The organism is Acetobacter orleanensis (genome assembly GCF_001581005.1).
GTDB lineage: Bacteria > Pseudomonadota > Alphaproteobacteria > Acetobacterales > Acetobacteraceae > Acetobacter > Acetobacter orleanensis.
In genome coordinates, this window is record NZ_LHZV01000052.1 from 27,525 (window position 1) to 52,035 (window position 24,511).

The 24,511-nt window shown below is 54.6% G+C and carries 18 protein-coding genes; 7 read left to right on the forward strand and 11 right to left on the reverse strand.

All coding sequences use genetic code 11. The annotated features are described in order from the left end of the window. Window positions 1-30: 30 nt before the first annotated feature. The 3 genes from pcaF to AD949_RS04010 are packed head-to-tail and all read right to left on the reverse strand — an operon-like array spanning window position 31 to window position 2,610. Window positions 31-1,233 carry a 3-oxoadipyl-CoA thiolase gene (gene pcaF / locus AD949_RS04000; RefSeq protein WP_048834523.1) on the reverse strand — a complete coding sequence of 401 codons (1,203 nt, stop codon included), beginning with the start codon at window positions 1,231-1,233 and terminating at the stop codon, window positions 31-33. Beyond that, window positions 1,226-1,894 (reverse strand): 3-oxoacid CoA-transferase subunit B, encoded by a 669-nt coding sequence (locus AD949_RS04005; protein ID WP_048834522.1) that lies wholly within the window; start codon window positions 1,892-1,894, stop codon window positions 1,226-1,228. Before AD949_RS04005 ends, pcaF begins: the two co-directional genes overlap by 8 nt. Further along, window positions 1,891-2,610 carry a 3-oxoacid CoA-transferase subunit A gene (locus AD949_RS04010; RefSeq protein ID WP_048834521.1) on the reverse strand — a complete coding sequence of 240 codons (720 nt, stop codon included), beginning with the start codon at window positions 2,608-2,610 and terminating at the stop codon, window positions 1,891-1,893. The genes AD949_RS04005 and AD949_RS04010 overlap by 4 nt, the downstream gene beginning before the upstream one ends. A gap of 184 nt (window positions 2,611-2,794) precedes the next feature. Here AD949_RS04010 and AD949_RS04015 point away from each other — a divergent pair, with 184 nt between their 5' ends. Continuing rightward, window positions 2,795-3,565: an IclR family transcriptional regulator domain-containing protein gene (locus tag AD949_RS04015; RefSeq protein ID WP_048834520.1), complete on the forward strand. Its 771-nt coding sequence runs from the start codon at window positions 2,795-2,797 to the stop codon at window positions 3,563-3,565. Between the two features lie 473 nt (window positions 3,566-4,038). Here the strand turns inward: AD949_RS04015 and AD949_RS04020 are convergent, their stop codons facing one another. From AD949_RS04020 to AD949_RS04035, 4 genes are all read right to left on the reverse strand, one after another. Continuing rightward, entirely contained in the window at window positions 4,039-5,460 is a 1,422-nt protein-coding gene (locus AD949_RS04020) for an efflux transporter outer membrane subunit (RefSeq protein WP_048834519.1), read from the reverse strand. Further along, on the reverse strand, window positions 5,450-8,500 hold the full coding sequence (locus AD949_RS04025; RefSeq protein WP_048834543.1) for an efflux RND transporter permease subunit: 3,051 nt from the start codon (window positions 8,498-8,500) through the stop codon (window positions 5,450-5,452). Before AD949_RS04025 ends, AD949_RS04020 begins: the two co-directional genes overlap by 11 nt. 4 nt (window positions 8,501-8,504) lie before the next feature. Next, window positions 8,505-9,593 carry an efflux RND transporter periplasmic adaptor subunit gene (locus AD949_RS04030; RefSeq protein WP_082064546.1) on the reverse strand — a complete coding sequence of 363 codons (1,089 nt, stop codon included), beginning with the start codon at window positions 9,591-9,593 and terminating at the stop codon, window positions 8,505-8,507. Between the two features lie 91 nt (window positions 9,594-9,684). After that, window positions 9,685-10,755: an AraC family transcriptional regulator gene (locus tag AD949_RS04035; protein ID WP_048834517.1), complete on the reverse strand. Its 1,071-nt coding sequence runs from the start codon at window positions 10,753-10,755 to the stop codon at window positions 9,685-9,687. Between the two features lie 1,124 nt (window positions 10,756-11,879). Here AD949_RS04035 and AD949_RS04040 point away from each other — a divergent pair. After that, entirely contained in the window at window positions 11,880-14,375 is a 2,496-nt protein-coding gene (locus tag AD949_RS04040) for a phosphocholine-specific phospholipase C (protein ID WP_048834542.1), read from the forward strand. A 135-nt stretch (window positions 14,376-14,510) separates the two neighbouring features. Here the strand turns inward: AD949_RS04040 and AD949_RS04045 are convergent, their stop codons facing one another. After that, window positions 14,511-15,410 (reverse strand): LysR family transcriptional regulator, encoded by a 900-nt coding sequence (locus AD949_RS04045; protein ID WP_048834516.1) that lies wholly within the window; start codon window positions 15,408-15,410, stop codon window positions 14,511-14,513. A 162-nt stretch (window positions 15,411-15,572) separates the two neighbouring features. Here AD949_RS04045 and AD949_RS04050 point away from each other — a divergent pair, with 162 nt between their 5' ends. Genes AD949_RS04050 through AD949_RS04060 form a run of 3 tightly spaced genes read left to right on the forward strand, consistent with a single transcriptional unit; the run spans window position 15,573 to window position 19,658 of the window. After that, window positions 15,573-16,730, forward strand: coding sequence for an iron-containing alcohol dehydrogenase (locus AD949_RS04050; RefSeq protein WP_048834515.1), 1,158 nt, complete (start codon window positions 15,573-15,575; stop codon window positions 16,728-16,730). A 48-nt stretch (window positions 16,731-16,778) separates the two neighbouring features. Beyond that, on the forward strand, window positions 16,779-18,140 hold the full coding sequence (locus AD949_RS04055) for an MFS transporter (protein WP_048834514.1): 1,362 nt from the start codon (window positions 16,779-16,781) through the stop codon (window positions 18,138-18,140). 24 nt (window positions 18,141-18,164) lie between these two features. Next, window positions 18,165-19,658, forward strand: coding sequence for a CoA-acylating methylmalonate-semialdehyde dehydrogenase (locus AD949_RS04060; RefSeq protein WP_048834513.1), 1,494 nt, complete (start codon window positions 18,165-18,167; stop codon window positions 19,656-19,658). 83 nt (window positions 19,659-19,741) lie between these two features. On the opposite strand, the gene AD949_RS04065 is transcribed toward AD949_RS04060, so the two are convergent. Beyond that, a complete protein-coding gene (locus tag AD949_RS04065) occupies window positions 19,742-20,833 on the reverse strand; it encodes a PilN domain-containing protein (protein ID WP_061504635.1) in 1,092 nt (363 codons plus the stop codon). Between the two features lie 310 nt (window positions 20,834-21,143). Here AD949_RS04065 and AD949_RS04070 point away from each other — a divergent pair, with 310 nt between their 5' ends. Continuing rightward, the gene (locus AD949_RS04070) at window positions 21,144-22,493 is read left to right on the forward strand and encodes a cytochrome-c peroxidase (protein WP_244463256.1); all 1,350 of its coding nucleotides are present in this window, start codon (window positions 21,144-21,146) and stop codon (window positions 22,491-22,493) included. Window positions 22,494-22,534: 41 nt separating this feature from the next. On the opposite strand, the gene gspG is transcribed toward AD949_RS04070, so the two are convergent. Further along, the gene (gene gspG / locus AD949_RS04075; RefSeq protein ID WP_048834510.1) at window positions 22,535-22,996 is read right to left on the reverse strand and encodes a type II secretion system major pseudopilin GspG; all 462 of its coding nucleotides are present in this window, start codon (window positions 22,994-22,996) and stop codon (window positions 22,535-22,537) included. A 106-nt stretch (window positions 22,997-23,102) separates the two neighbouring features. Here gspG and AD949_RS04080 point away from each other — a divergent pair, with 106 nt between their 5' ends. After that, the gene (locus AD949_RS04080; RefSeq protein WP_048834509.1) at window positions 23,103-23,510 is read left to right on the forward strand and encodes a lytic transglycosylase domain-containing protein; all 408 of its coding nucleotides are present in this window, start codon (window positions 23,103-23,105) and stop codon (window positions 23,508-23,510) included. Window positions 23,511-23,616: 106 nt separating this feature from the next. Here AD949_RS04080 and AD949_RS04085 read toward each other — a convergent pair whose 3' ends face one another. Beyond that, window positions 23,617-24,507 carry a type II secretion system protein GspK gene (locus AD949_RS04085; protein WP_141325431.1) on the reverse strand — a complete coding sequence of 297 codons (891 nt, stop codon included), beginning with the start codon at window positions 24,505-24,507 and terminating at the stop codon, window positions 23,617-23,619. Between the last annotated feature and the right edge of the window lie 4 nt (window positions 24,508-24,511).

A 24,511-nucleotide genomic window follows, 5' to 3' on the forward strand; every position in this document is an offset into this window, starting at 1 on the left:
CAATTTATAAAGGCGAAAACAAACTACAGATCATAAACGTTCTATTATTGCAGCAATGCCTTGCCCAACACCAATGCACATAGTCACAAGAGCGCGTCTTCCTCCCCGAGTTTCTAGACCATTCAGGGCGGTCAACGCCAATCGTGCTCCGGACATTCCAAGCGGATGTCCCAGCGCAATAGCTCCGCCATGCGGGTTTACCCGTTCGCAATCATCTTCCAGTCCAAGCTGACGCAGAACCGCGAGGGATTGACTGGCAAAGGCCTCATTCAGCTCAATCAGGTCCATATCGTCTAGGGTGAAGCCGGTGCGCGCGAGGAGTTTTTGTACTGCCGGGACTGGGCCAATGCCCATAATGCCGGGTTCAACGCCTGCACTGGCCATGGCGAGTACACGTCCTATAGGCGTAAGGCCATGCCGTTTGGCTCCTTCTTCACTCGCCATAAGCAGCGCGGCAGCACCATCGTTTACGCCGGATGCGTTTCCTGCGGTAACGGTGCCTCCAGAACGGAAGGGCGTTTTGAGTTTAGCGAGTGCCTCCAGCGTGGTTTCCGGGCGGGGGTGTTCGTCCTCGGTCACTGTCATGGTCATTTTTCGTGTTTTGACAGAAACAGGTGTGATTTCACGCGTGAAATATCCTGCATCTTTTGCTCTGGCGGTTTTCTGTTGTGAACGATAGGCAAACAGATCCTGATCTTGCCGGGAAATATTAAACCGTTCTGCAACATTCTCCCCTGTTTCTGGCATGGACTCTACTCCGGTAGACTCACGCATGAGGGGGTTGATAAAGCGCCATCCTATTGTTGTGTCCTGTAACGCGGCTTCTCGGGAGAAGGGTTCTGTCGTTTTTCCGAGAACAAACGGAGCGCGGCTCATGCTTTCAATGCCGCCTGCCAGCATAAGGTCAGCGTCTCCGCAACGGATAGCGCGTGCGGCTTGCCCCACAGCGTCCAGACCGGACCCACAAAGCCGGTTGAGAGTGGTTCCGGGAACAGAGATTGGGAAATCGGCTAAAAGAGTCGCCATTCTCGCTACATTGCGATTGTCTTCACCAGCCTGATTAGCGCATCCCATAATGCAATCATCAACCTGATCCCAATCCACCTGTGGATTACGCTCTTTTAGAGTTTTTAAAGGGAGGGCTGCCAGATCATCCGCACGGACTGTGCTGAGGGCACCTGCATAACGTCCAATGGGTGTACGCGTATAATCACAGATATAAGCATTACGCATTGGCGCTCTCCATGAAATATAGTTTTGCACCGGTTAGGTTTTGCAATTTTTCCCGTGTAAGGCCGGGTACCATAGTGCGCACGATAAAGCGGCTGTCTTCGACATCAATTACGGCAAGATTGGTGTAAATCCGACTGACGACACCGGGGGCCGTGAGCGGATATGTACAATGCTCAACCAGTTTGGGAGTGCCTTCGCGAGTAGTATGTTCGGTTGCCACCCACACGCGCTTGGAACCGACTGCAAGATCCATGGCGCCGCCAACCGCTGGTGCAGCGTCATGAGCGGAGGTGGACCAATTCGCAATATCACCCGCAGAGGAGACTTCAAACGCGCCAAGAATGCAGAGATCCAAATGGCCGCCACGGATCATGGCAAAACTATCAGCATGGTGAAAAAAGCTCGCGCCGGGTCGTAAAGTGACATGCTGCTTCCCGGCATTGATAAGCCATGGGTCAATATGCTCTGGGTCTGGCGCTGGGCCAAAACCGAGAATACCATTTTCACTGTGCAGGAAAATATCTTTGCTGTCAGGCAGTACATCTGCAACCAGAGTGGGAATGCCTATTCCAAGATTAACGTACCATCCGTCGTGAATATCTTCGGCTATGCGTGCAGCCATTTCTCGGCGGGAAAGCGGAGTAAAAGCTTCGCTGCTCATGCTGCTTGTTTTCCTTTATCGGCAGATGTCTCGGTGTTTTCTGAGAAAGATGTGTCGGGCACATGGACAATGCGTTGGACAAAAAGTCCGGGTGTAACAATGGCTTCCGGGTCTAACGTTCCAGCTTCCGCTATATGACAAGCCTGCACCACCGTCAGCCGAGCGGCTGTTGCCATGATGGCATTGAAATTACGGCCACTTTCACGATAGATGCAGTTGCCAAAACGGTCTGCACTCCAGGCCTGTACCAACGCGACATCCGCGGGAAGAGCTTCTTCAAGAACATGGACGCGTCCATTAAATTCGCGCTGCTCTTTCCCGTTTGCTAAAACCGTTCCAACTGTTGTGGGCGTATAAAAAGCGGGGATTCCGGCGCCCGCTGCCCGGATACGTTCTGCAAGAGTGCCTTGCGGTACAATTTCCAATTCTAGCTTGCCAGCCTGAAAAAGGGATTCAAATACGACTGATCCTGCCGAACGAGGGTAGGAGCAGATAATGCGTCTCACGCGTCCAGCATCTAAAAGCCGAGCCAGACCAGCACGTCCGGCGCCTGCATTGTTGGCGATAATGGTGAGATCCCGTGCCCCTTGTTCTATCAGGCCTTCGATAATTGCGTCTGGCTGTCCGACAGAACCGAAGCCACCAACCATCACCACAGAGCCGTCACGTATTCCGTCTAGCGCTTCTGCTACGTTGCGAACCTGCTTATTGATCATTGTGTTTCTCCGTATTGTTCGCTATACGAACAAAAAACCGCACAGCGAATTTTATGGAGCATCTTCCTGCGTTAGATGGCAAGGTGGAAACGCATCCTCGCCGTGATGTGAAGACGAATACAGAGTTGGCAGACAGGCCTATACGACGGTGCATTAAAGTGTGGAGAGAGAGGCTTTGAAGACTATGTCTGCTGAAGAAGTTGAAAATATTTCTGAAAGTCGGGAGTTTGTTACGGCTTTGGCGAGGGGGCTTGAAGTGCTGCGTGTCTGTGCGGCACGGCCTGAGGGTATGACGCTATCCGAAGCCGCTCAGGCTGTGGGGCTGCCACGTGCGGCAGTCAGGCGGTCTCTCTTAACATTAACGGCAACGGGTTATCTTTCTCAGGTGGGCAGGATCTTTATCCCAACTCCCAAGGTATTGAACCTATCTGCCCGCGTGGCAGATTTGCCCTTGCCCCGGCTAGCACAGCCAGTGCTGACAGAATTAAGCCGCACTTTGGATGAAAGTGCTTCTCTTGCCACGCTTGATGGCAAGGATATTCTTTATATTGCCAGAGCTGAGACGCACCGTATTCTTGCAGTGGATTTGTCTGTGGGGTCTCGTCTTCCCGCATGGTGTACGTCGATGGGAAGGGTGCTGCTTGCTGCGTTACCCGAAGAAGCCCGCAACCAACATATTCCAGAACAGTTGACAGCCCGGACCGCGCGAACTGTTACTGACAAAGTTGCCCTGCAGGACATTCTTATAAACATTAGGGAGCAAGGATATTGTCTTCTGGATCAGGAATTGGAACTGGGGCTAAGATCTGTTGCAGCTCCCGTTCGTAATTCTGCGGGGGATGTCATTGCCGCCTTGAATGTAGGGATGCATGCAACGCGAATGTCTTTAAAAGACGTGCAACATACTGTAGTGCCAGCCGTTATAAAAGCAGCCTGTCGTTTGAAGGTGCCTTGATGTTTTTGGATTCAAAGAAAAAATAATTTGCAAATATTAACGTATGTTAAAGAACTGCCCGAGAATTATATACGGTAAGCATTTGTCTATTTAGCACCACGGCATTGAGCAGATCGGCAAGCCGTGCCTAACTGGCCCGCTGCATCTTTTCTTGAGGATCAACATTGTCCCTTTGTCCTCATAGAGCCGAAAGAAGACGGCGGAGGCACTGGCAGGTCGTATTCTATCGACCAGCAGGTCCGTCATCGACAACTAGGGCCTGTTAGAGCCTGCGTAGAAATTCTCTAAAGTGTGCTTCAAGGTCTGGATAGGGGCGCCGGAGCAGAGGGGGCGAATGGCGGATGTTGCCGATCTATTTCGGGCATTGCCGAACGCTCTATGGCTGGTTCTGGGGCTGTCGCGGCGTTTTTTGTTTCAGACTATCCCTTCGGCTGGTCACGGCAAAGCTTCACCGCTTAAATACAGTTTCTATATTATAACCCGATAGATCTTCTGAAAGCGACATATTCCAACAACAAAAGACTGCGTTGTTGGGTTTTTATGATCTCCGTTTCGATACTGTCCTCTCGAATGGATAATAGGTCTTTTCGTGAAATCCAACCTCTTACAGCCTGTTCTTTTGCCATGCGTTCAATTTTTTCACGGGCAATATTATTCTCGGTTATCCATTTTAAATCCGCATCTACTTGATGCAGACGGTCGAGCGTATCATCGACTTCATGCCAAGCATTATTCACGACCTGCTGATATGAAATGGCTGCTTCTTTCTGGTTTACTTTCTTCAGGGCAAGCTCTGCAGATAGCCTGCCACCGGTAAAAACCGGCACTCTCAACGCGGGGCCCAAAGCGAAATTGTGGGCGGCCCATCCGAAACTACTTAATGACATCGCATCGACACTAAAAACACCACTTAGTGTAAGTGTTGGATAAAAGCTGGCTTTGGCAATGCCGATTGCTGCCGTTGCTGCATGCAGCTTCGCATCTGCTGCGACGATATCTGGACGATTTTTTAAAAGATCCGTTGTTATGGAATATGGTAACTCTATCGGGATAGGCCACCTGCTTTGCTCATGCAAAGGCCGCAGATCGGAATCTGGGCGGCCTGTACATAGTACGCTTAGCGCGCGTTGCAGGAGTGTCCTGTCCGTCATCGCCGCAGACATGCGGCCTTGCTTCTGGCGAACTCTGTTCTGCTGAAGCAAAATCAGATCGTTTCTGATCATGCCTTTGCGGGCAAGTTCGGAAGTCAGAATCTGTTTTTCAGAAGCAAGATGCAAGGAGGATTGTAATAAGGCGATTTCATCCGTCTTCTCCAGCCACTCAATATAGGTGCGTGCGACTTCCGCCTTCACTCCGAGGGACACGATCATCTGGCGTGCCTGCGTTGCCTGTTCTCCCGCCGTAGCAATCTCGCGCTCTCGTGTCTGTTTCCCCCATAAATTCGCCTCCCATGATGCGGCAGCGCCAGCACTGAACAGATTGAAGCCCACAGGGGACGACGGGTTGGAAGCCTGATCAGGAATTCCGAGAAGGCGGTTGATAGTCTGCCCACTGCCCGCCGTGCTGAGAGCAGCCCGAGAATAGGAGGTATCCGTCATGACCATTGGGAAGCTTGCCGCTGCCGTAGCCTGCCTGATCGCCGCCGCCGCTGCGACACGTGATCTGGCGATCTGTAAATCCAGATTTCCAGTGAGCGCTTGCGCTTGCAATTGTGCGAGAGGCCTGACACTGGCGTTTGTCCACCAGTCTTTCTGAGCGGTTTCCGAAATATTCTGAAGGGTCTTTGGCAAATCTGTTGCTGGCTGATGATAGTCTGGACCAAGTGTACAGGCCGCGAGCATAATGCAACTGATCAGAGCAGGCATGCGTCCCACTACAAGGCGTTCACGCCGCATGATGTTCTCCAGAAGATAGGGATTTCTGCCGTGCCCTTCCCACCATGCAAAATGCGGGCAGAGAGAAGAGAGTCAGTACTGTGGCACCCGCAAGACCGCCGATCATGACGATTGCCATAGGCCCCCAAAAGACGTTGAAAGAGAGGGGAATGAATGCAAACACCGCGGCCAGCGCTGTCAGGAGAACGGGGCGCACCCTTGTAACCGTCGCTTCGACGACGGCATGTCGATAATCCATCCCAGCGATCTCGTTCCGACGAATCTGATCAACGAGGATAATGGCGTTGCGCATGATCATACCGGCCAGAGCAATCATTCCGAGAAGAGCGACGAAGCCGAAAGGCGCGCGCGTGATCAAAAGGGCGATGACCGTACCGATCAATCCCATCGGTGCGGTTACGAGCACGAAGGCCACACGCCGGATGTCCTGCAACATCCCCATGAGCAGGATCAGCATCAGGACCAGACTTAGAGGCAGTAAGCCGTAGATTGCTTCATTTGCTGTCTGAGACATCTTGTCATCCCCGTCGCTCTCGATCCTGTAGCCTTCAGGTAGAGTCTGACGCAGGGTCTTCATTGACGCGTTCATTGCTGTGGTCACGTCCGAGGGGGACGCGCCGTCGATCGGTGACGCATGAACCGTCATGCACGCCTCATCATTACGGAGCCATTCAACTGGATAGGTGGACGCGACCTGTACGCGTCCCAGCGCATTGAGAGGCACAAAGCCCGCTCTTGTCTGAATAGGCATGGTATTCAGACGTGAGGGGTCAGTTCTGGTAGCCATGTCAGCCTGGACCATAACTTGAACACGTTTATCATTATCTAGAACCTCGCCTGCTACGGCGCCGGACAAAAGCGTGGACACCTGTTGTCCCAGAGCATGGTGGTTCAGCCCAAGCCTCGCCGTTTTCAACCTGTCAGACTGGAACGATATTGCTGGAGCCCTCAGGCCCCAATCCACACCGACAGAGCGGGAAACCGGAATTTTTTCGAGTGTGTCTTCAAGTTTTTCGGATATCGACGATAGTACGGCAGGATCGGGACCGAGAACTCGGTAAAGAACGGGAAAAGCGGCGGAAGGCCCGAGAGAGAGGCGACGAACATCTATTTCCGCTTCGGGCATGACGCGTAGCGCTTCCATTCTGGCGATCAGCCGCTCCCGAGCGTCGAGCGACGTCCCGACGACGAGAATGGTCGCCCGCGTGGGATCAGGAAGTGTCGGGCCGTAAGGAAGGTAAAAACGTGGCGGGCCCTGACCTATGAAGCTCTGGTAGGAGGCGGCATCAGGATCTCCCGCCAGCCTTTTTTCGATCCGGGCGGTGATGACGGATGTTCTTTCTATGGTCGAGGCAGGTGGCAGCATGATATCGACCAGAAATTCAGGACGGTCGGACAGGGGGAAGAACTGCTGACGGACAAGGACAAAGCCCGCAACGGACAGGCCCAGCACCCCCAGCGTAGACACCGCGACCAGCCAGGACCGCATGGTCGCCCAGGTAATGATTTTCCGTAGAAAACGGTAGCTTCGGCTTTGATACGGCGGTTCGCGCCGCCCCTGCGCGAAATCCGCAGGAAGCAGTTTCACGCCAAGGCAGGGAATGAACAGAACAGCCACAAACCAACTACATATGAGGGCAGTTCCAGTCACCCAAAACACATTCCCCGCATATTCGCTCGTTGTGGTCTGGGCCAGTCCGACGGGAAGGAAGCCCGCGACTGTGAGCAGGGTACCCGACAGCATGGGAAATGCCGTATGATCCCACGCATAGGCCGCGGCCTCTTCTCGGCTCGCGCCCGCTTCCAGCCTGACGACCATTGCCTCCACACTGATGATTGCATCGTCAACGAGCAGTCCGAGCGCCAGAATAAGCGCCCCGAGGGAGATACGGTCCAGATTGATGCCAAATATGTTCATGACCAGCGCCACCATGGCCAGCGTCGCGGGGACGGACAGGGCCACCACGATCCCCGGACGCACGCCCATCGACAGCACGGCAACTCCGAGCACGACGACGAGTGCCACGCAGAATTTGAGTAAAAACGTATCGACCGCTTCACGGATATAGACGCTCTGGTCCTCAATCTGGGTGATATCGAAGCCCACCGGGAGATCCGCGCGAAAGGAGCTGACGGTCTGGCTTATCGCCTTACCGAGGGTAAGGCCGTCCGCTCCTCTGGACATGGAGACGGACAGTGTGACGGCCGGCTTGCTCTCGAAACGGGTCAACGCGAAGGGAGGCCATACGTAGTCGCGCGTCACGCGGGCGATATCGCCGATCCGTACAGGCCCATCCGCAAGCGGAAGCTGCGTGTCCGCGACAGTAGCTACGCCGTCCGGCAGCCCGCTGATTATGACCGGCAATGATACTGTCTGCTCCATTGAGGCCATTGGCGTCATCTTCAGGGCAGCAGACAGGTTTTCGCGCAGGTCGGAGAGGCCGATCCCGATCGCGGCCAGCTTTCCGGGGTCGACACTGACTGCAATACGGGACTGTTCTTCACCGCCAATATCCACTTTGCGCACACCGGGCAGCCTTTGCAGGATATCGCGGAGCCGTTCGGCCGTCCGGACGAGGGCCGTGTTTTCAGCGCCGGTCAGCATGAAGACGTAGCCATAAACATCCGCGAAATCGTCATTGGCAGCCACCGAGGCGCCTTCCGGCAGGGTGGGGCGGGTGTCGTCCAGCCTGTGCCGCACCTGACTCCAGATTGCCGCAACCTCCTTGCGAGGGGTATCGTCCATTAAGACCACGCGCGTGAGGCAGGCACCGGGCAGGCAATATGTTTCCAGATAATCCAGATGATCAATCGTCCTGAGGACAACAGCCAGCGGTTTAGCCACCTGTAGCCGCATCTGGTCAGGTGTGGCGCCGTTCCATTGGGAGGCCACCAGCATTTCTTTCAGGGTGAAGCTTGGATCTTCAGCACGACCCAGATGAAGGAAGGCGTCGCTTCCCGCCAGAAACACGAGCACCAGCAGAAAGATCATGAAGGCTGTGTGACGTACTGCCCAACGAGAGAGGTTGAATGCACTCATGGACCTAGCGATACCGCACATAGTTTGGCTGGACGGCTTCGCCCTCATGCAGGCGTGTCGCGCCAACGGAAACGATCGGCGTGTTGGGAGAGACGTCCGATACGATTGCATCTGCGCCCTCCAGACTGACGACCGTTACCGTCCGCCGCGTCACATGCCCGCCATCTGGCGTCATGAGCCACAAGGCAGCCTGCGCTCCTTCTCCCATGACAAGAGATGTCCGGGGAATGCGGACCTGTTGGGAGAGGGCATGCGTCAGGATGGTTACTCCCGCGTTTAGCGGAAGATCAGGAGGGGTGTCCGGCGTATAGAACACGTCATGCAAATGTGTGGCGACATCCACATCGGGAGCGACGCGGCTCAGTCTGGCCTTGATGGGCGGGGCGGTGTCCGCCGTGGGAAGAAGTGTCACGTCTTCCGAAACCTGAGCCGTCTCCGGTATTTTCAGGCGGATTTCCGCTTGCGCGCTGTCCATGTGCATAATGGGCGCGCCAGATGTCACGACTGTACCGGGATAGGCCACGATCTGTGTGATGGTGCCGTTCTCGCTGGCGCGCAGGATACCGTCCCGGATATCGGCCTCGAACTGCTGCGCTCTTGCTGACGCGGTAAGCATCCGGCCTTGCGCTGTGTCCACAGCATTCCGCTTCTGTTCCACTTCAAAAGGAGAAAGAGCGCCGTCCCGGTCGAGCCCGGATGTCCGAGCACGCGTATCATAAGCGCCTTTCAAGGCGGTTTTTGCCACGAGCAGGTCGCCATTTGCCTCGCCAGCGGACGCGATAACATCCGTCTGGTTCAATTGAGCGAGGGGTTGGCCCCGCGCTACCTTATCACCCGTTTTCACGAAAAGAGCCTCTACACGCCCGGAATGCCTGAAGGAAAGCGTGATGACATGATGCGGGATAAACTGCCCCCAATAGGCTGTGCCCCGCGTTACAGTCCTTTGGCTGTGAATAACTTCGACCCGAACGTATGAAGTCGCCGATGGCACCTTCTTCTGGCAGGCGCCAAGCAGAAATGGCAAACAGAACGACGAAATCGCAACGAAGCAACGAGGACAAAAGAGACGACGAGGAGAGAGCATGGCGGACATGAACCGTAAGCAGTTTCATGCCGTGATACGAGGGCGTTTCCCTCTCTGCCCTCCCGGATCAGGGAAGTGACTGGTCTTTTCTAAAAATCGTTCAGTCGGGCAGACTGGCTTCCCGCCTGAATTCGCTAGGCGTTTTCCCATGAAGAGCTTTGAAAGCTCGGTTAAACGCGGAGAGGCTTCCAAAGCCTGCATCCAATGCGATTGTGAGGATCGGCGTCTCGCTCTGCAATGGGTCGGTTAACGCGGTTGAAATTTCGTCAAGTCTTCGGGCGTTCAGATATTCGTTGAAATTCCGATAACCCAGATCGGAATTGATGGCGCGACGCAGGCGATGATCCGGGACATTCAGCCTGACGGCCAGAATGCCGATTGTGATCGCTGGATCACGATAAAACCGCTCTTCACAGGCTAGCCGCTCCAGCTTCTCCAAAAGGATGTCATCGCGTTTCCGTGGCTCATCCTGCATTTTCGGGGCGCAGGGCTGGCCTGCGACGGCAGCCGGGCAGGGAAGGATGTCAGGATACCGCAGATCGAAGAGCGTTGCAGCCGGAATGAACGTGACCAGAAAAATCAGAAGATTATCGATGATACGCAGATCCTGCCGCCCACCCCAGATTTCACCGCCAGCTTCGCTCCATAATGTCCAGAGAATCAAGACGGCAACACTCACGATAAAGATGGCGCGCGCACGCCTTCGAGGCTCAACGAGATCACTATCTCTTCCACGCCAGACTTGTACAAGCGCATGAACAGCAAAGAGACTGCCGGCGACGTAAACGGCGAAGTCGATCGGTTTGGCGACAGAGGCAATAAACTGGCCGCTCCAGAAGGATTGAGCCGCCGTCAGGGCGATATAGGCTGCAATGAGAACTTTCTCGAAAAAAATGGGAGAGAACGAGTCATCGAACCATGCGCGCGAGAAGAGCCAGAACGCCGGGATGCCCATGCTCGCCATAAAATCCAGTACCATATCAAAAGCAGACGGCCCGATGAGCCGACTGCCCAGAACGACTTTCGCGACGCCGCAGATCATGAGAGCAACGCCGAAGACCGTCGCCTTTCTTAACGTAGCACGCGCAAGAATGGCCACTGTTTGCGACATCATGGCGATGGACCCGCCGCAGAGAGCCTCGTTAACCGGTAAAAATGAGGCCGATGCCATGTCAGAATCCTTGGGCCGTGTTTGTATTCTCTGTAAATTTTTTAGCAGACAGAAATATTTCTAAGCAATGCCTCTATTTATTGTAATTGCCCTCCTATGTGAATGTGGTCAATTCAAGAGAGTTCCTCTTTTGCCACGGCTTCTACCGATAAATGAATTTGGCTTTGTAGAGGCTGTTAATAGTCTCGGCCAAGCGTGCCTGACATTCTTGTGTCTCACCTGTGGACAGATGTCACTTCAACCTGAGGGCATTCAAGCCGCAAGGTCAATAATATATCTGGAGTAAGATAGATGTCTTATAAATGTAATAATAAAAGATGGCGGAAAAATTGAGCCACGGACTCAAGGGAGGCAGGTGCATCTATCACATGAGGTTATAAATGTCGTTTCCCGGCTGTTCGCGCTTCTGTCTCTCTCGTTTCGTGTTCTGCGTGCATTTTCAGTGTTTGGATCACTGCGGACTATAAGGCATTGTCCGCAGTGCAACGGATGGCGAGGTATTGCCAAGACGCTGAGTGTCGAGAGGACTTCTGGCGGCGGGGCGCGGGTGATTGCGAACGTAGAGTAGAAGTATCACAGGTTACGATTTTCGTTCGTATGGGTAGTGATCTTATGCGTGGAAATGTCCAATCGTGATGGTCCGAATAATCTCTTATGCGCTTGGATATTTGACTGATCTTGTTGCTAATCCGTGGCAGAATTCTGGACTTGGCAATTTTGTCAGTTTTGATCTGCGAGAATTACACGGCACTACGACTAATAGGTGCTTTAAGAACAAATCTTATAACCGAATGAGGATTGTTAAGCTTATAGAATTTACAATTGTGTTTAGAGTATTTTTTGGGATAATTATTAGGAAAATTATAGTGCATTACAATAATATTTATAGTGTATATAATAAATCACTCTTGTTTTTGCACGAACTCGAAAAAAAAAGCATCAGCCAGTGGGCTGGAAGCCACGGAGGATGGCTGGCCGCTTTGAAAAGCGGTCGACCGACGCTTGCTTCATCTGTTCATTTATCTCTTCACTCAAGACACTCAACACCCTGACATGGCTGAACTGCGCGCTTCGTCGCCAGCCCGTTTTAAATGACATCTGACACACTGGATAAGACGCTCACCATGGCAACACGTAGAGACTTTCTGAAATACGCGCTTCTGTCTGGAGTAGCCGCTGGGTCCGCTAGCGCACTGCCTTCCTCCATTCGCCGCGCTTTTGCCATTGCTCCAGAGGTCGGTTCCACATGGAAAGACGCGGAGCATGTCGTTATCTTGATGCAGGAAAACAGGTCTTTCGATCATGTTTTTGGCTCATTGCAGGGTGTGCGTGGGTTTAATGATCCTCGGGGAATGGCACAGCCAAACGGAAACCCGGTTTTCATGCAGTCGAGCCAGTCTGGCGAGACCTATCTGCCATGGAGGCTGAATATCCAAGATACACGGGTGACATGGATGGGCTCAATTCCGCATTCACGTGACAGTCAGGTGGATGCGTGGAATGGTGGCGCGCATAACGGGTGGATTGACGCCAAAAAATCGCACCATAAAGGATATGATCGTTATCCTTTGACCATGGGGTATTATACGCGCGAGGATTTACCGTTTTACTATGCGCTTGCGGATGCGTTTACGGTCTGTGACCAAAATTATTGCGGCGCCATGACCAGCACAACGCCTAACAGGCTCTTGTTCATGACCGGGACAGTGCGGGACCGTCAGGACACATCTTCCCGCGTTTACATGCGGAACGGTGAGATCCTAGAAGGGGGGATGACGTGGGGCACCTTCCCGGAGCGATTGGAGCAAGCTGGTGTTTCATGGAAATATTATCAGAATGAACTGACCCAGACGGGGGGGATGAGTGAGGCAGAGCGGAGTTGGCTGAGCAATTTTAGCACCAACGTTCTGGAATGTTTTGACCAATATGCTGTCTCTGCCAATCCGGGTTTTCAGGAATGGCTGGATGCGCGCCTTAGTGATTGCCGTGAGCATCTGGACAGGCTGAACAGCCGCGAAATGCTTGTGTCTGACACGCTAGCTGAAAAGCGCGTTGAGGCACAGATGCTGATGGATGTCCTCATGCGGCGCAAACAGTCCGCTAAAACGCCGGATAAGCTGACACCTGAAGAACGTTCATTATTTGAAAAAGCATTTGTAATTAACAAGGCAGATGAAAATTACCGTAAATTGGAGAAGCTGACCTTCCATGATGGGGGAAAAACCATCACCATGAATGCCCCTAAAGGGGATGTTTTGTACCAGTTTCGTCAGGACGTGAAAGGCGGCAAGCTTCCTTCTGTTTCATGGTTGTCTGCGCCCGAGCATTTTTCTGATCACCCGACATCTCCTTGGTATGGGGCATGGTACGTGTCGGAAGTGATGGATATTCTGACGGAAAACCCGGAAGTCTGGAAAAAGACAATTTTCATTATAACGTATGATGAAAATGACGGGTATTTCGATCATTGCTGCTCTTATGCGGCCCCTGATCCTCATCACCCGGAAACCGGCCATTCGTCCAGCAGTATCGGTCTGGATGGCTTGGAATACACAACAGCTGAGGATGAAATTGCGCGTGGTGTGCCCAAGCATCAGGCGCGCAGTGGTCCGATTGGTCTGGGCTTTCGCGTGCCAATGATCGTGGCGTCTCCTTGGAGCCGGGGAGGGTGGGTAAATTCTCAGCTCTTTGAACACACCTCCACGTTGCGTTTTCTGGAAGCGTTTGTTCAAGAAAAATTCGGTAAAAAAATTACTGAAACGAATATTTCACCATGGAGGCGGGCAATCAGCGGTGATCTGACATCCTGCTTTCGTGATTATGACGGAGCCGTACCTTCCTTACCGTTTCTGCAGCGGGATAATTATCTGCAGAGGGTTGAGGACGCGAAAGATCGCCCGATGCCGAGTGGCTTTCAAACTCTTGATGCGGGTGCCGTTGCCGAACTGCGTGAAAGCCCGGAGAAACTCCATCAGGCTATGCGGCAGGAGCCGGGGTATCGCTCCGCCTGTGCACTGCCTTACGAACCCTATTGTGATGGTGGTGTGAGCAGGGACGGGCGGCATATCAGCCTGCGCCTGAAAGCTGGAACAGGATTATATGGTAAGCGCGCAGCCGGTCTGCCGTTTAACGTCTATCGCTACACCAATCCGGCAGAGCAGGCCATGCAGGCGGGCACCTATGCTGTTGCGGCTGGCGATCGTCTGGATGTGCCATGTGAGATGAAGACGTTTGCCAGCGGCCAATATGATGTGGCTGTGCATGCGCCTAATGGTTTTTATCGCCGTTACAAGGGGCGGCAGAACGGTTTGCGGATAGAGGCGGCCTGCCAGTATCTCGTGGGAAGGAAGAATGACCTTGTGGTGTCTCTGACCAATCATGGAACAGACGTGGCTGACCTAGTCTACACGTTTAAAGATGGGCAGGTGAGCAAGACCGTTCGGCTTTCTCCGGGGCAAACCCGCGTTCTTTCGTTTGATCTGGCTCAAACTGCCATGTGGTATGACATTGCACTTTCAGCCCGGAGTGAAGCTGAGTTCCTGTTCCAATTTGCTGGCCGGGTTGAAACGACACGGCCGAGCAAGACAGATATGGCGATGGGAACGGGATGGAAAATTTAGAAGGTTTTGAGAAAATATAAAACTTTCTAAAATTTCGTTAAGTGTGCCGTCCGTGCTTAGGGCGTTAGCCTGTAATGCTTCTGGTCACATTAAGTGTTGATCTGTCCGTGAAAATGGACGGGTCACGCTTATGGCTTATAAGGCAAAGTGTTGTGCGCTGCTCTTTACTTCCTGCCGGATGAAAGTACAGAGCTGATCAATGCGTAAGGTTTTCTGCTCTTCCTCACGCGTTATCAGCCAGTAGTGGCGTTTCAGCCTGACCTGCTCGGGTAAGACAGGCACCAGTTCAGGGCGGGTCGCGGCGACAAAAGTGGGTAAAATGGCCATGCAGAGGCCGGAGCAGGCGGCCTCCATTTGGGCTTGCACGCTGGAATTCTGGATACGCACCATTTGACGTGAGACACCGAGACTGCCCAGATAATCCAGCTCTCGCATAAAAATCATTTCATCCACATAGCCGGAAAACAGATGAGATGAAAAATCTTCCGGTTTTTTGATGGGTTTTTCTCGCTCAAGATAGGCTTGTGTGGCATAGGCACACAAAAAATAAGGTGTCAGTTTTTCACAGACAAACCGATCATCCTCGGAGGGTGTTACCGTAATCGCAATGTCGGCCTGCCTGCGGGAAAGGGCGACTATCTGCTGAATGGTCAGAATCTCGATCGTCAGTGCGGGATTATCCACGAGCAACGGGCCGATGCGGGCCGCCAGGAAAAAATTGGCAAACCCTTCCAGAGCGTTAATGCGCACGGTTCCGGTTAGACCGTGTACAGGATTGCTGGCCTGCGCAACCTGTGTTGCTTCGCGGTCCATGGCTTCTGCTGTGGTCAGCAGATCCTGCCCGTAGCGCGTCAGTGCATAACCGCGCAGATGCCGCTCAAAGAGTGTTTTGCCGACCGATGTTTCTAGCGCAACGATGTGTCGGCCCACAGTTGCGTGATCAACACCCAGTAAACGTCCGGCTTCTGATAGAGAACCAGAGCGCGCGACAGCCAGAAAAAACTGCAGATTTCTCCAGTCCAGACTGCGTTTCATCGAGCGAAAAAATCCTCTTTTGGATGGTTGTGCAGATTTGCACATCAAGTGGGCGAAATCTCCTGATTTTCTTGTGAAGATTTTGCGCGTTCAGTCTCCGGACAAGAACAACAGCGAGAAAGGGATGGCATTCACCGCACCCCTTACTCTGGAGATAAGGCCATGACAGCACTTTATCTGCCCTCTCTGGTCCGTATCGGGGGAGGGGCTCTCAACGAGCTTCCTGCCGCGTTAAAACAGGCCGGACTTTCCGCTCCGTTTATTATTACTGATGCCTTCATGGCTCAGTCCGGCTTGCTGGACCGTGTCAAAGCCCTGCTGGCGGGCGCGGGCTTTCGGTCCGGTGCGTTTCCAAATGCTGTGCCGGACCCCACGGTGGCATCCGTAGAGGCGGCACTGGCAGCCCTGAAACAGGGTGAGTATGACTGCGTGATTGGTCTGGGCGGTGGCAGCCCGATTGATACGGCCAAAATGGTGGCTGTGCTGGCCAAGCATGGCGGGACGCCCTCACAGTTGAAGGTGCCGCATGTGCAGGATGATGCCGGGTTGCCGATTATCGCCATTCCCACCACGGCAGGTACAGGTTCGGAAGCCACGCGGGTTACAGTCATTACGGATGAAAAAACCGACGAAAAAATGCTGTGTGCGGGCTATGCCTATCTGCCGCATATCGCAATTGTCGATTACGAATTGACTCTGACCATGCCGCGCCGCCTGACTGCGGATACCGGACTGGACGCGCTGACCCACGCGCTGGAAGCCTATGTGTCTAGACTGGCCTCTCCCTTTACGGATGCGCTGGCTCTGGCTGCCATGAGGCGCATCTGGCACGCACTGCCCGTTGTCTGCGCCGAGCCATCAAACCGTGAGGCCCGTGCGCAGGTCATGCAGGGTGCGTTTGAAGCCGGAATGGCGTTTTCCAACGCATCCGTCGCGCTGGTACATGGGATGAGCCGCCCGATCGGCGCACATTTCCATGTTGCCCATGGGTTGTCCAACGCCATGTTGTTGCCGGAAATCACAGCGTGGTCCGTGACGGGCGCAGAGGCTCGATATGCGACCTGCGCTCGTGTGATGGGGATTGTGTCTGAGAAGACGGATGATCATACGGCCTGTGAGGCTCTTGTAATCGCCCTGCGTCTACGCAACCGGGAACTGGATGTGCCCACTCCACAGTCCTACGGCTTGGAGGAAGGCCGCTGGAATGACCTGCTTCCCCTTATGGCAGAACAAGCTCTGGCGTCTGGCTCCCCCGCCAATAACCCGCGCGTGCCTGCCCATGCGGAAATTGTGGCGTTGTATCGCAAAGTCTGGGCGTGAGGTCTTGCCTCTAAAATAATAAAAAACTCCTGTCAGGAGAATGGAAAAATGACATCCAACCCGGAAGGAGAGCGCTCCATGCGTTCTCTGGTGCTGGCGTCCAGCGTTGGCACCGTTATTGAATGGTATGACTTCTTTCTTTACGGCAGTCTGGCCATTTTCTTTGCCCGCCTGTTTTATCCGCCGGGAGATGAGGTGGCCGCAACCCTTATCAGCGTTGCGACTTTTGCGACCGGATTTGCCGTGCGGCCTCTGGGCAGTCTGCTCTTTGGGTATATGGGGGATAGCGTCGGGCGGAAAAAAACCTTTCTGACCACGCTGCTCATCATGGGCTGCTCCACCGCTGCCATTGGCCTGCTGCCTACATTCGCGACCGCAGGTTATGCCGCCCCGGTTCTGCTTATCCTGCTGCGGATTGTGCAGGGGCTGGCGCTGGGGGGCGAGTATGGCGGGGCGGCTACCTATGTGGCCGAACATTCTCCGCCGCAGGAGCGCGGCAAGTGGGCCAGCTATATTCAGGCAATGGCGTCCGCCGGGTTTGTCCTGTCATTAGGCATTGTGCTCACGCTCCGCCTGTCGCTGGGGGAAGAGGCTTTTGGCGTCTGGGGTTGGCGCGCGCCGTTTCTGGTCTCTTTTGTTCTGGTTCTTGTTTCTCTTCGTATTCGTATGCGTCTTTCTGAATCGCCTATATTTGTGGAAATGCACAAACAGGGCGCGCTGTCCAAATCTCCGGTGCGGGATACATTCCGTATTCCCGGCAATGCCCGGCGTATTCTGATGTTTCTGTTTGGCGTTGCCTGTGCGCAGGCTGTTACCTTTTACACCGCACAGTTCTACGCGCTGTATTATATCCAGACATTTATGAAAGTGCCTTTCCTGCCCGCAACACTTTCTGTTGCTGTCGGGGCTTTTCTGGGTGTTCCCTTCTTTGTCATGTTTGGGGCTTTGTCGGATAAAATCGGGCGCAAACGCCTCTCGCTGGCCGGTATGGCTGCGGCCGTGGTGTTTTATATTCCAATTTTCTCCATCATCCGCCATGCCATTACGCCTGAAAACACCAGCTATCTGACCATTTCCGCCTGCGTGTTTGCTCTGGTTGTGATTGCGGCCGCTGTTTATGGCCCGTATGGGGCCTTCATTGTTGAAAGCTTTCCGGCCAACGTACGGTACACGTCCATTTCTGTTCCTTACCATATTGGAAACGGCATTTTTGGTGGGTTCCTGCCACTCATCAGCCTGTGGCTGGTGACGGAAACGGGCAACCCCTACGCCGGACTGCTCTACCCGATGGGGCTGTGCCTGATTGGCTTTTTTATCACCCTGTTCTGGGTTCCTGAAACCCTGAACGTGCGCAAAGGCGAGCGCACGCAGATTGTCTCCCTCTCACATGAAGCCGTCAGCGAAGGCTGAACTCTTAGTCAAAGGATAAGATCAATGCATACAGTTCATCACATCATCGGCGGGAAGTCTGTAAAAGGGGTGAGCACACGCACGAGCGATGTGTTTAACCCGGCAACAGGAGAGGTGACCAAGCAGGTTATTCTTGGCACGCAGGATGATCTGAATGCCGCCGTTGCGGCCGCAAAAGCCGCTTTTCCGGGCTGGGCTGAAACGCCACCTCTCGCAAGGGCACGGGTGTTGTTCCGTGCGCGTGATCTGATTGAGCAGCGGGTGGATGCACTGGCGGCCATTATCACATCCGAACATGGAAAAATCCTGTCCGATGCCAAAGGGGAAGTTACCCGCGGGCTGGAAGTTGTGGAATTTGCGACGGGTGTGCCGGAACTGCTGAAAGGCGACTATACGGAGCAGGTTGGGCGCGGGATTGATGCATGGACCATGCGCCAGCCCGTAGGGATTGCCGCCGGAATCACGCCGTTCAACTTTCCGGTTATGGTGCCTTTGTGGATGGCGCCTATGGCGCTGGCAACGGGGAACTGCTTCATTCTGAAACCGTCAGAACGCGATCCATCCGCGGCTGTTATGCTGGCGGAAATTCTTAAAGATGCCGGGCTGCCAGACGGGGTGTTTCAGGTAGTGCACGGGGACAAGGATATGGTGAACGCCATTCTGGAACATCCGGAGATTGCGGCTGTCAGCTTTGTTGGTTCCACACCTATTGCCCAGCATGTTTATGCAACAGGCACCGCGCACGGTAAAAGAGTGCAGGCGCTGGGTGGGGCAAAAAACCACGCGCTTGTTATGCCGGATTGTGATCTGGATAAAACCGTGGATGCGCTGATCGGCGCGGCCTATGGCTCCGCTGGGGAGCGGTGCATGGCCATTTCCGTCGCGGTAGCGGTCGGCCCTGTTGCGGATAAGCTGGTAGCGGAACTGGAGAAAAAGGTAAAAGCCATTACGATTGGTGATGGCACACACGCCGCCAGCGAGATGGGGCCTCTCGTAACCGCACAGCATCTGGCCCGCGTGAAAGGGTTGGTTGATACGGGCGTTAGTCAGGGTGCAACGCTGGTTGTGGATGGTCGTGCCACAAAAGTGAAAGGCCATGAAAAAGGATTTTTCATTGGAGGTTCCTTGTTTGACAACGTGACAAAGGACATGGACATCTACCGGGAAGAGATTTTCGGCCCTGTTCTGTGCGTTATGCGGGCACCGGATTTTAACACAGCATTGGAACTGATCAACAATAGCCCCTTTGGGAATGGCACAGCGATTTTCACGCGGGATGGCGATGCGGCCAGAACCTTTGCCCATGCGGTAAAAGCCGGAATGGTTGGGGTAAACGTGCCGATCCCTGTGCCGATGGCTTTCCATTCTTTTGGTGGATGGAAAGACTCACTCTTTGGCGACCACCATATGCATGGGCCGGAAGGTGTGCGCTTCTTCACACGGATGAAGGCGGTTACGCAGCGTTGGCCTGCGGGCATTCGTTCCGGCGCGGAGTTTGTCATGCCAACGCACGGCTGAAGATGCAAAAGGCCGGGTCTCTTGGCCCGGCCTGATGTGAATACGAAACTGTGTGCTGACCCATTGCGGTTCAGGGGCCGACCCTAATTTTGAACGGAGCCGTGGAGTGTAAAGCTTTCGCCGCGTCCTTCTGGAAGGCGGAGGAGTGGGCCGACAAATCTGGGGTCACGCATAGCGTTCTCTTTTTCAAGCAGGCCGATCAGACGGGCGGCTTCTTTTGACTGGCCTTCTAGCGTAATCTGCCCCTGCTTGAGAGAAAGAGAGTCCAAAAAGGTTGTATCCGGCAGAGCGTTTGTCAGTTTTGCGAGCAGCGTGAGAGGGGAGCCGACACGCTGGGCTTCATGGTTGAGTAGGGTATTGCTATTCGTCAGAGCCTCCGTACGGCTGCGCAGTGTTTCTGCCACGAGGCGCTGAGGTTGAAGGTTTTCAAGCTGCGTTGTGAGCCGATAGTCCGCGACTGCCTGCCAGATAAATGGCACACCCAGAGTGAGCCCCAACGCAAGTGCGGCCACCGTTACAAGTGTGCGAGACGGCCGAGTGCTGTGCTCGTGGTCGGAAAGGGGCAGAGAGGGCGTGGAGCCGTCTGTCTGGCTTGCAAGAGCAACAGGCTTGAGATGTGCGGCTTTAAAGGCGTCCAGCCATGGGGCGAGGGGGAGCAGCGGCGTTATGCCGAGCAAAAATTCGGTGTCTGTCGGGGCATCGGTTGAGAGAGGGGAAAGACCCCACAGGATTTCTTCCGGTGCGAACGGCACAATCCGGTCCATCTGATATCTGACAAAAGAGTCAGCGTCCGCAGCGGCAGACGTTGGTAACCGCACAACGCGCTGTAAAATAATCAGGCCGGGAACGATAACCCGCACCCCAAGAGGAGACCGTTTCCGCCCGAGCGGGAGGCGCTGCAAGGGCTTGCGGCTTGCGCATAGCGTGGCAAGCTGAGCCATGCCGTCTGGAGTGGCAGGGACGACGTGGGGTGGGGTATCAGGAGACTGCGGGAGAAGTGTCAGACTTTGCGTGCCAGGGTGTATGACCACAGTTGGGGTGGCATACCGGCTCTGGATACCATTAAAGACAGTTTTCAGGCGGGCGGGGAGCCAGCGGGCGGCGGCTTTGCGCAACACGATTGCGTTCTGCTCGACCCACCATGTGGCAAAGGTGCTGCGGGAGAATGAAATCAAAAATATCTCACGAAAAATGAAGTCTCAATCTGTTTGAGTTTCTCTGGCCATTGAGCAGAGACCTCCCCACTTAGTCTAGCACTCGCTTTTGGCCTAAGGCAGAGCCCTGCTTGTGACAGTTTTGCGACGCTTTTCTCATTTGCGGGCTGCGACTGATTTTCATGAAAAGATCATACTAAGGAGAAGATGGGAATGGTAATCAGCCTCCCACTATCGTAAGGCCCGGTTCAGACGTGGCAGGAGAAGGTGTTTAGTCGTGCGCGCTTTTAAGCTGTTTCACTCAACTTTTCTCGTTACCGGATGCGCAGCCGTGCTCTCTCTCTCGCTGGTCGGGCAGGGGAGTGCCCAACCTGCTGCTGGGCCGTCCTGTAGCCCCGCTACTGATGGAAGTAATCCATGCCCGCGTAAATTGCACATTCACGCGCAGCAACCGCTCTCCACAATGGCAACCGTCGGTCAGGCCATGTTTTTTGATCCTTCCTTATCGGGTTCGGGAAAGTTCTCATGTGCCTCCTGCCATGTGCCTGCGCTGCATTACGGCCCCGCGGGCAAGACGGCGGTTTTTATGGGTGGGGCAGCGGGAGATCGGGAAGGGCGGCGCGAGATCCCCAGCCTGACATATCTGGAACGTCAGCCGCCGTTTAGCATTGGTCCGGATGATGCCGTGGCGGATGATGTTGCGCCAACAATTGCTGTGCCGGTAACGGGGGGCGCACATGCCGCCAAAAGTGCGATCAACACGGCAAGTTCCGCAACTAATCTGGTGCCGCAGGGGGGGCTATTTCTGGATGGGCGGGCGGACACGCTGCATCAGCAGGCCAGCGGCCCGATGTTTGACCCGGACGAAATGGCTGGATCACCCGAAAAAGTAAGCGCCAGACTGAAGACGGCTGACTATGCCGCCCCCCTGCGAGCTTTGGCGGGTATTCGTGGCCAGAAATCTTCCGATTTCCTGCTTTCGGAAGGGCTGTTTGCTTTGGCGCGCTACCAGATTGAGAATCAGGCCTTTCATCCGTACTCCAGCAAATTCGATGCATGGCTACAGGGTAACGCGCGCTTCACGCCTATAGAGCGCGAAGGCTATATGCTGTTCAATGACCCAAAAAAGGGAAATTGCGCGGCCTGTCATGTTGATACGGTGCGGGCGGATGGCTTGCCGCCGCTCTTTACGGACCACCAGTATGAGGCACTTGCAGCCCCCCGGAACCCGGCACTCCAGCATACGCATGATGCCGGTTATTATGATCTGGGCGTGTGTGACCAGAAACCGGGAGGTCGGAAAGACCTCGCGCCTTATTGCGGAATGTTTGCAACGCCTACCTTGCGCAATACAGCAACACGCAACACGTTTTTCCATAACGGCGTATTCCATTCATTGGATGACGTAATGGATTTTTATGTTTTGCGTGATCTTGAGCCTGAACGCTTCTATCCGCGTGGGCCAGACGGCAAGGTGCAGGCTTATAATGATATTCCGGCGGCCTATCAGGGAAATGTTGATAAGACCGATGCGCCGTTTGACCGTAAGCCGGGGCAGGCTCCGGCTTTGACCAAAGCAGAGCGCAACGCCATTATTGCCTTCCTGAAAACGCTGACCGACGGATGGACGGGAGAGACCGCACAGGCTGATGGCGTGCAGGCTACCCAGACCAAACACTGAAACCTGAGCGCCCGAACCTTATGGTATCGGGCGCGGTTGGTTTATGGATTGCAGATCGCTCCGGGCTGGCCGGGGCTCGCGCTACCATTGCCATGTGCGCCGGCGGAGCACAGGTCATATTCATGCCCTTCGCGCGAGGAGGGGGCCTGATAGCTGTATGGGTGGTTCCACGCATCTTTCGGTTCGGCTGAGTCTTTCAGATATGGGCCGTTCCAGTTCTGTGCGTCGGACGGTTTGCGGATGAGTGCGGCCAGCCCTTCTTCCGTCGTGGGGTAACTGCCGACATCCAGCTTATAGAGGTCCAGCACCGAGCCCAGCCGTGAGATGGATTGTTTGGCGACGGAAACACGCGCACCGCCAAGCTGGCGCAGGGCCGCGGGGGCGACAAGGCCAATCAGAAGCGCGAGAATGGCCAGAACGACCAGAATTTCCAGCAGGGTAAAGCCGGATTGAGGATTAGTCTCGTCAGAGAGAGTGGGCTGGGGACGGCGAGAGTTTGTCATAAAATCCTCACAGGACTTGCGCGAAGGACGGGCGCAATATGGCGCGCCGCCCGGAAAAAAAATTGAGGGGATGCGCAGTACCAAGCCCGTTGCGATCAGGACCCTTATGCCCATCCCACTTCTTGCCTGTATGGTTGCCAGTGCAATCCGTTATGATATTCCGGTCCGTGTTCTGCCTGTTATCCAGAAAGTGGAAGGCGGCATTACGGGTATGGTGCATCGGAACACGGATGGCAGTTCCGATCTCGGCCTGATGCAGATCAACACACGCTGGGTGCAGCCTCTGGCTGAAATTAGCCATCTGCCTGCGGTGCAGACCGCGGCGCGGCTGGTTTCTGATTCCTGTTTTAATGTGGCGGCTTCTGCGCTGATTTTGCGGACGTATATTAACGAGGCGCATGGCGATATCATGCAGGCTATCGGCTATTATCATTCCCACACGCCTTCATTAAATGCAGCCTACCGGCAGAAGGTGCTCAGTACGGCGGCATCAATGTTCCCGCCTAAAGAGTGACGTATCCAGCGTTGCTCTAATGGACGCTTCAAGCGCGTTCAACTGGGTGCTGGCTGGATGGGACAGACTTCATGAAACTGTCTTTTTTCTCCCCACAGATGCCCGGTCAGCGTGTTTCCGTCTGCCTCTCACCTATCGTCTCAAGTGAGAGATAGGCAAAAGGCATGGTGTGGCCCAGTTGGGGTGCCACAACGGCGCGACGAACCATGACATATCCGCCTGCTCTTCTGACACGGGCCGAGACAATCAGCGTCCGGTCTGTCCAGTCGGACAGGGACGTATCCTGACCCGGCTGAAGTGAGGTGCCCTGCATCGGTGATGCCGAACCCATGAGTTGAGGTTGCATGTGGTCAAAAATAGCACGGATAAACGGGTCTTGCGTGCGGGGGGATGGCACATCGTTTTGTGTGAAGGAAAGATGGGGCGCCAATGTGCGCAGCAGGGACGGTGTCATACCCGGAATAGCGGCCAGATCATCAAACGTCCGCAAGGGGCGGCCTGCGGGCTTACAGGCCCCGAGATTTGCAATTAGATTTGTGGTGGCCTGCCTGTTTGCCTGCTGGGTGAGAGAGGGCGGTGTACGCCAGAGCACGACCATTCGTGCAAGCGTCTGTGCAGCGGCGGCCTGAAGTCCGGCTGTCTGGAAAACACTTGTCAGCAAACCGGGCGGGGCAATGTTGGGATTAATTTTTCCCGTTTCAAGCTGAATGGTGACATCAGCCGTTAGGTCTGGCTCGGTGAGTCTGTGTATGGCTCCATCCGGGAGCCAATGCGCATGGCCTTCCGCCAGCAGGTGATATAAGGCGGTCTGAATGGCCGCATCGGCTTCGGCCCGCAAGGTTGTCAGCACGGTTTCGGTAGTTTCCTGCCGTGTGGTGGCGCGGCTTCCCGCCAGAAGTGCGGTGCCTATCAGGCTGATGACCACAAGAGTCCACAGCACAAGCAGCAGGGCAAAGCCTCGCTCATTCCGTGTGCCGCGCTTTGGGGCGCTTCGCATGGCG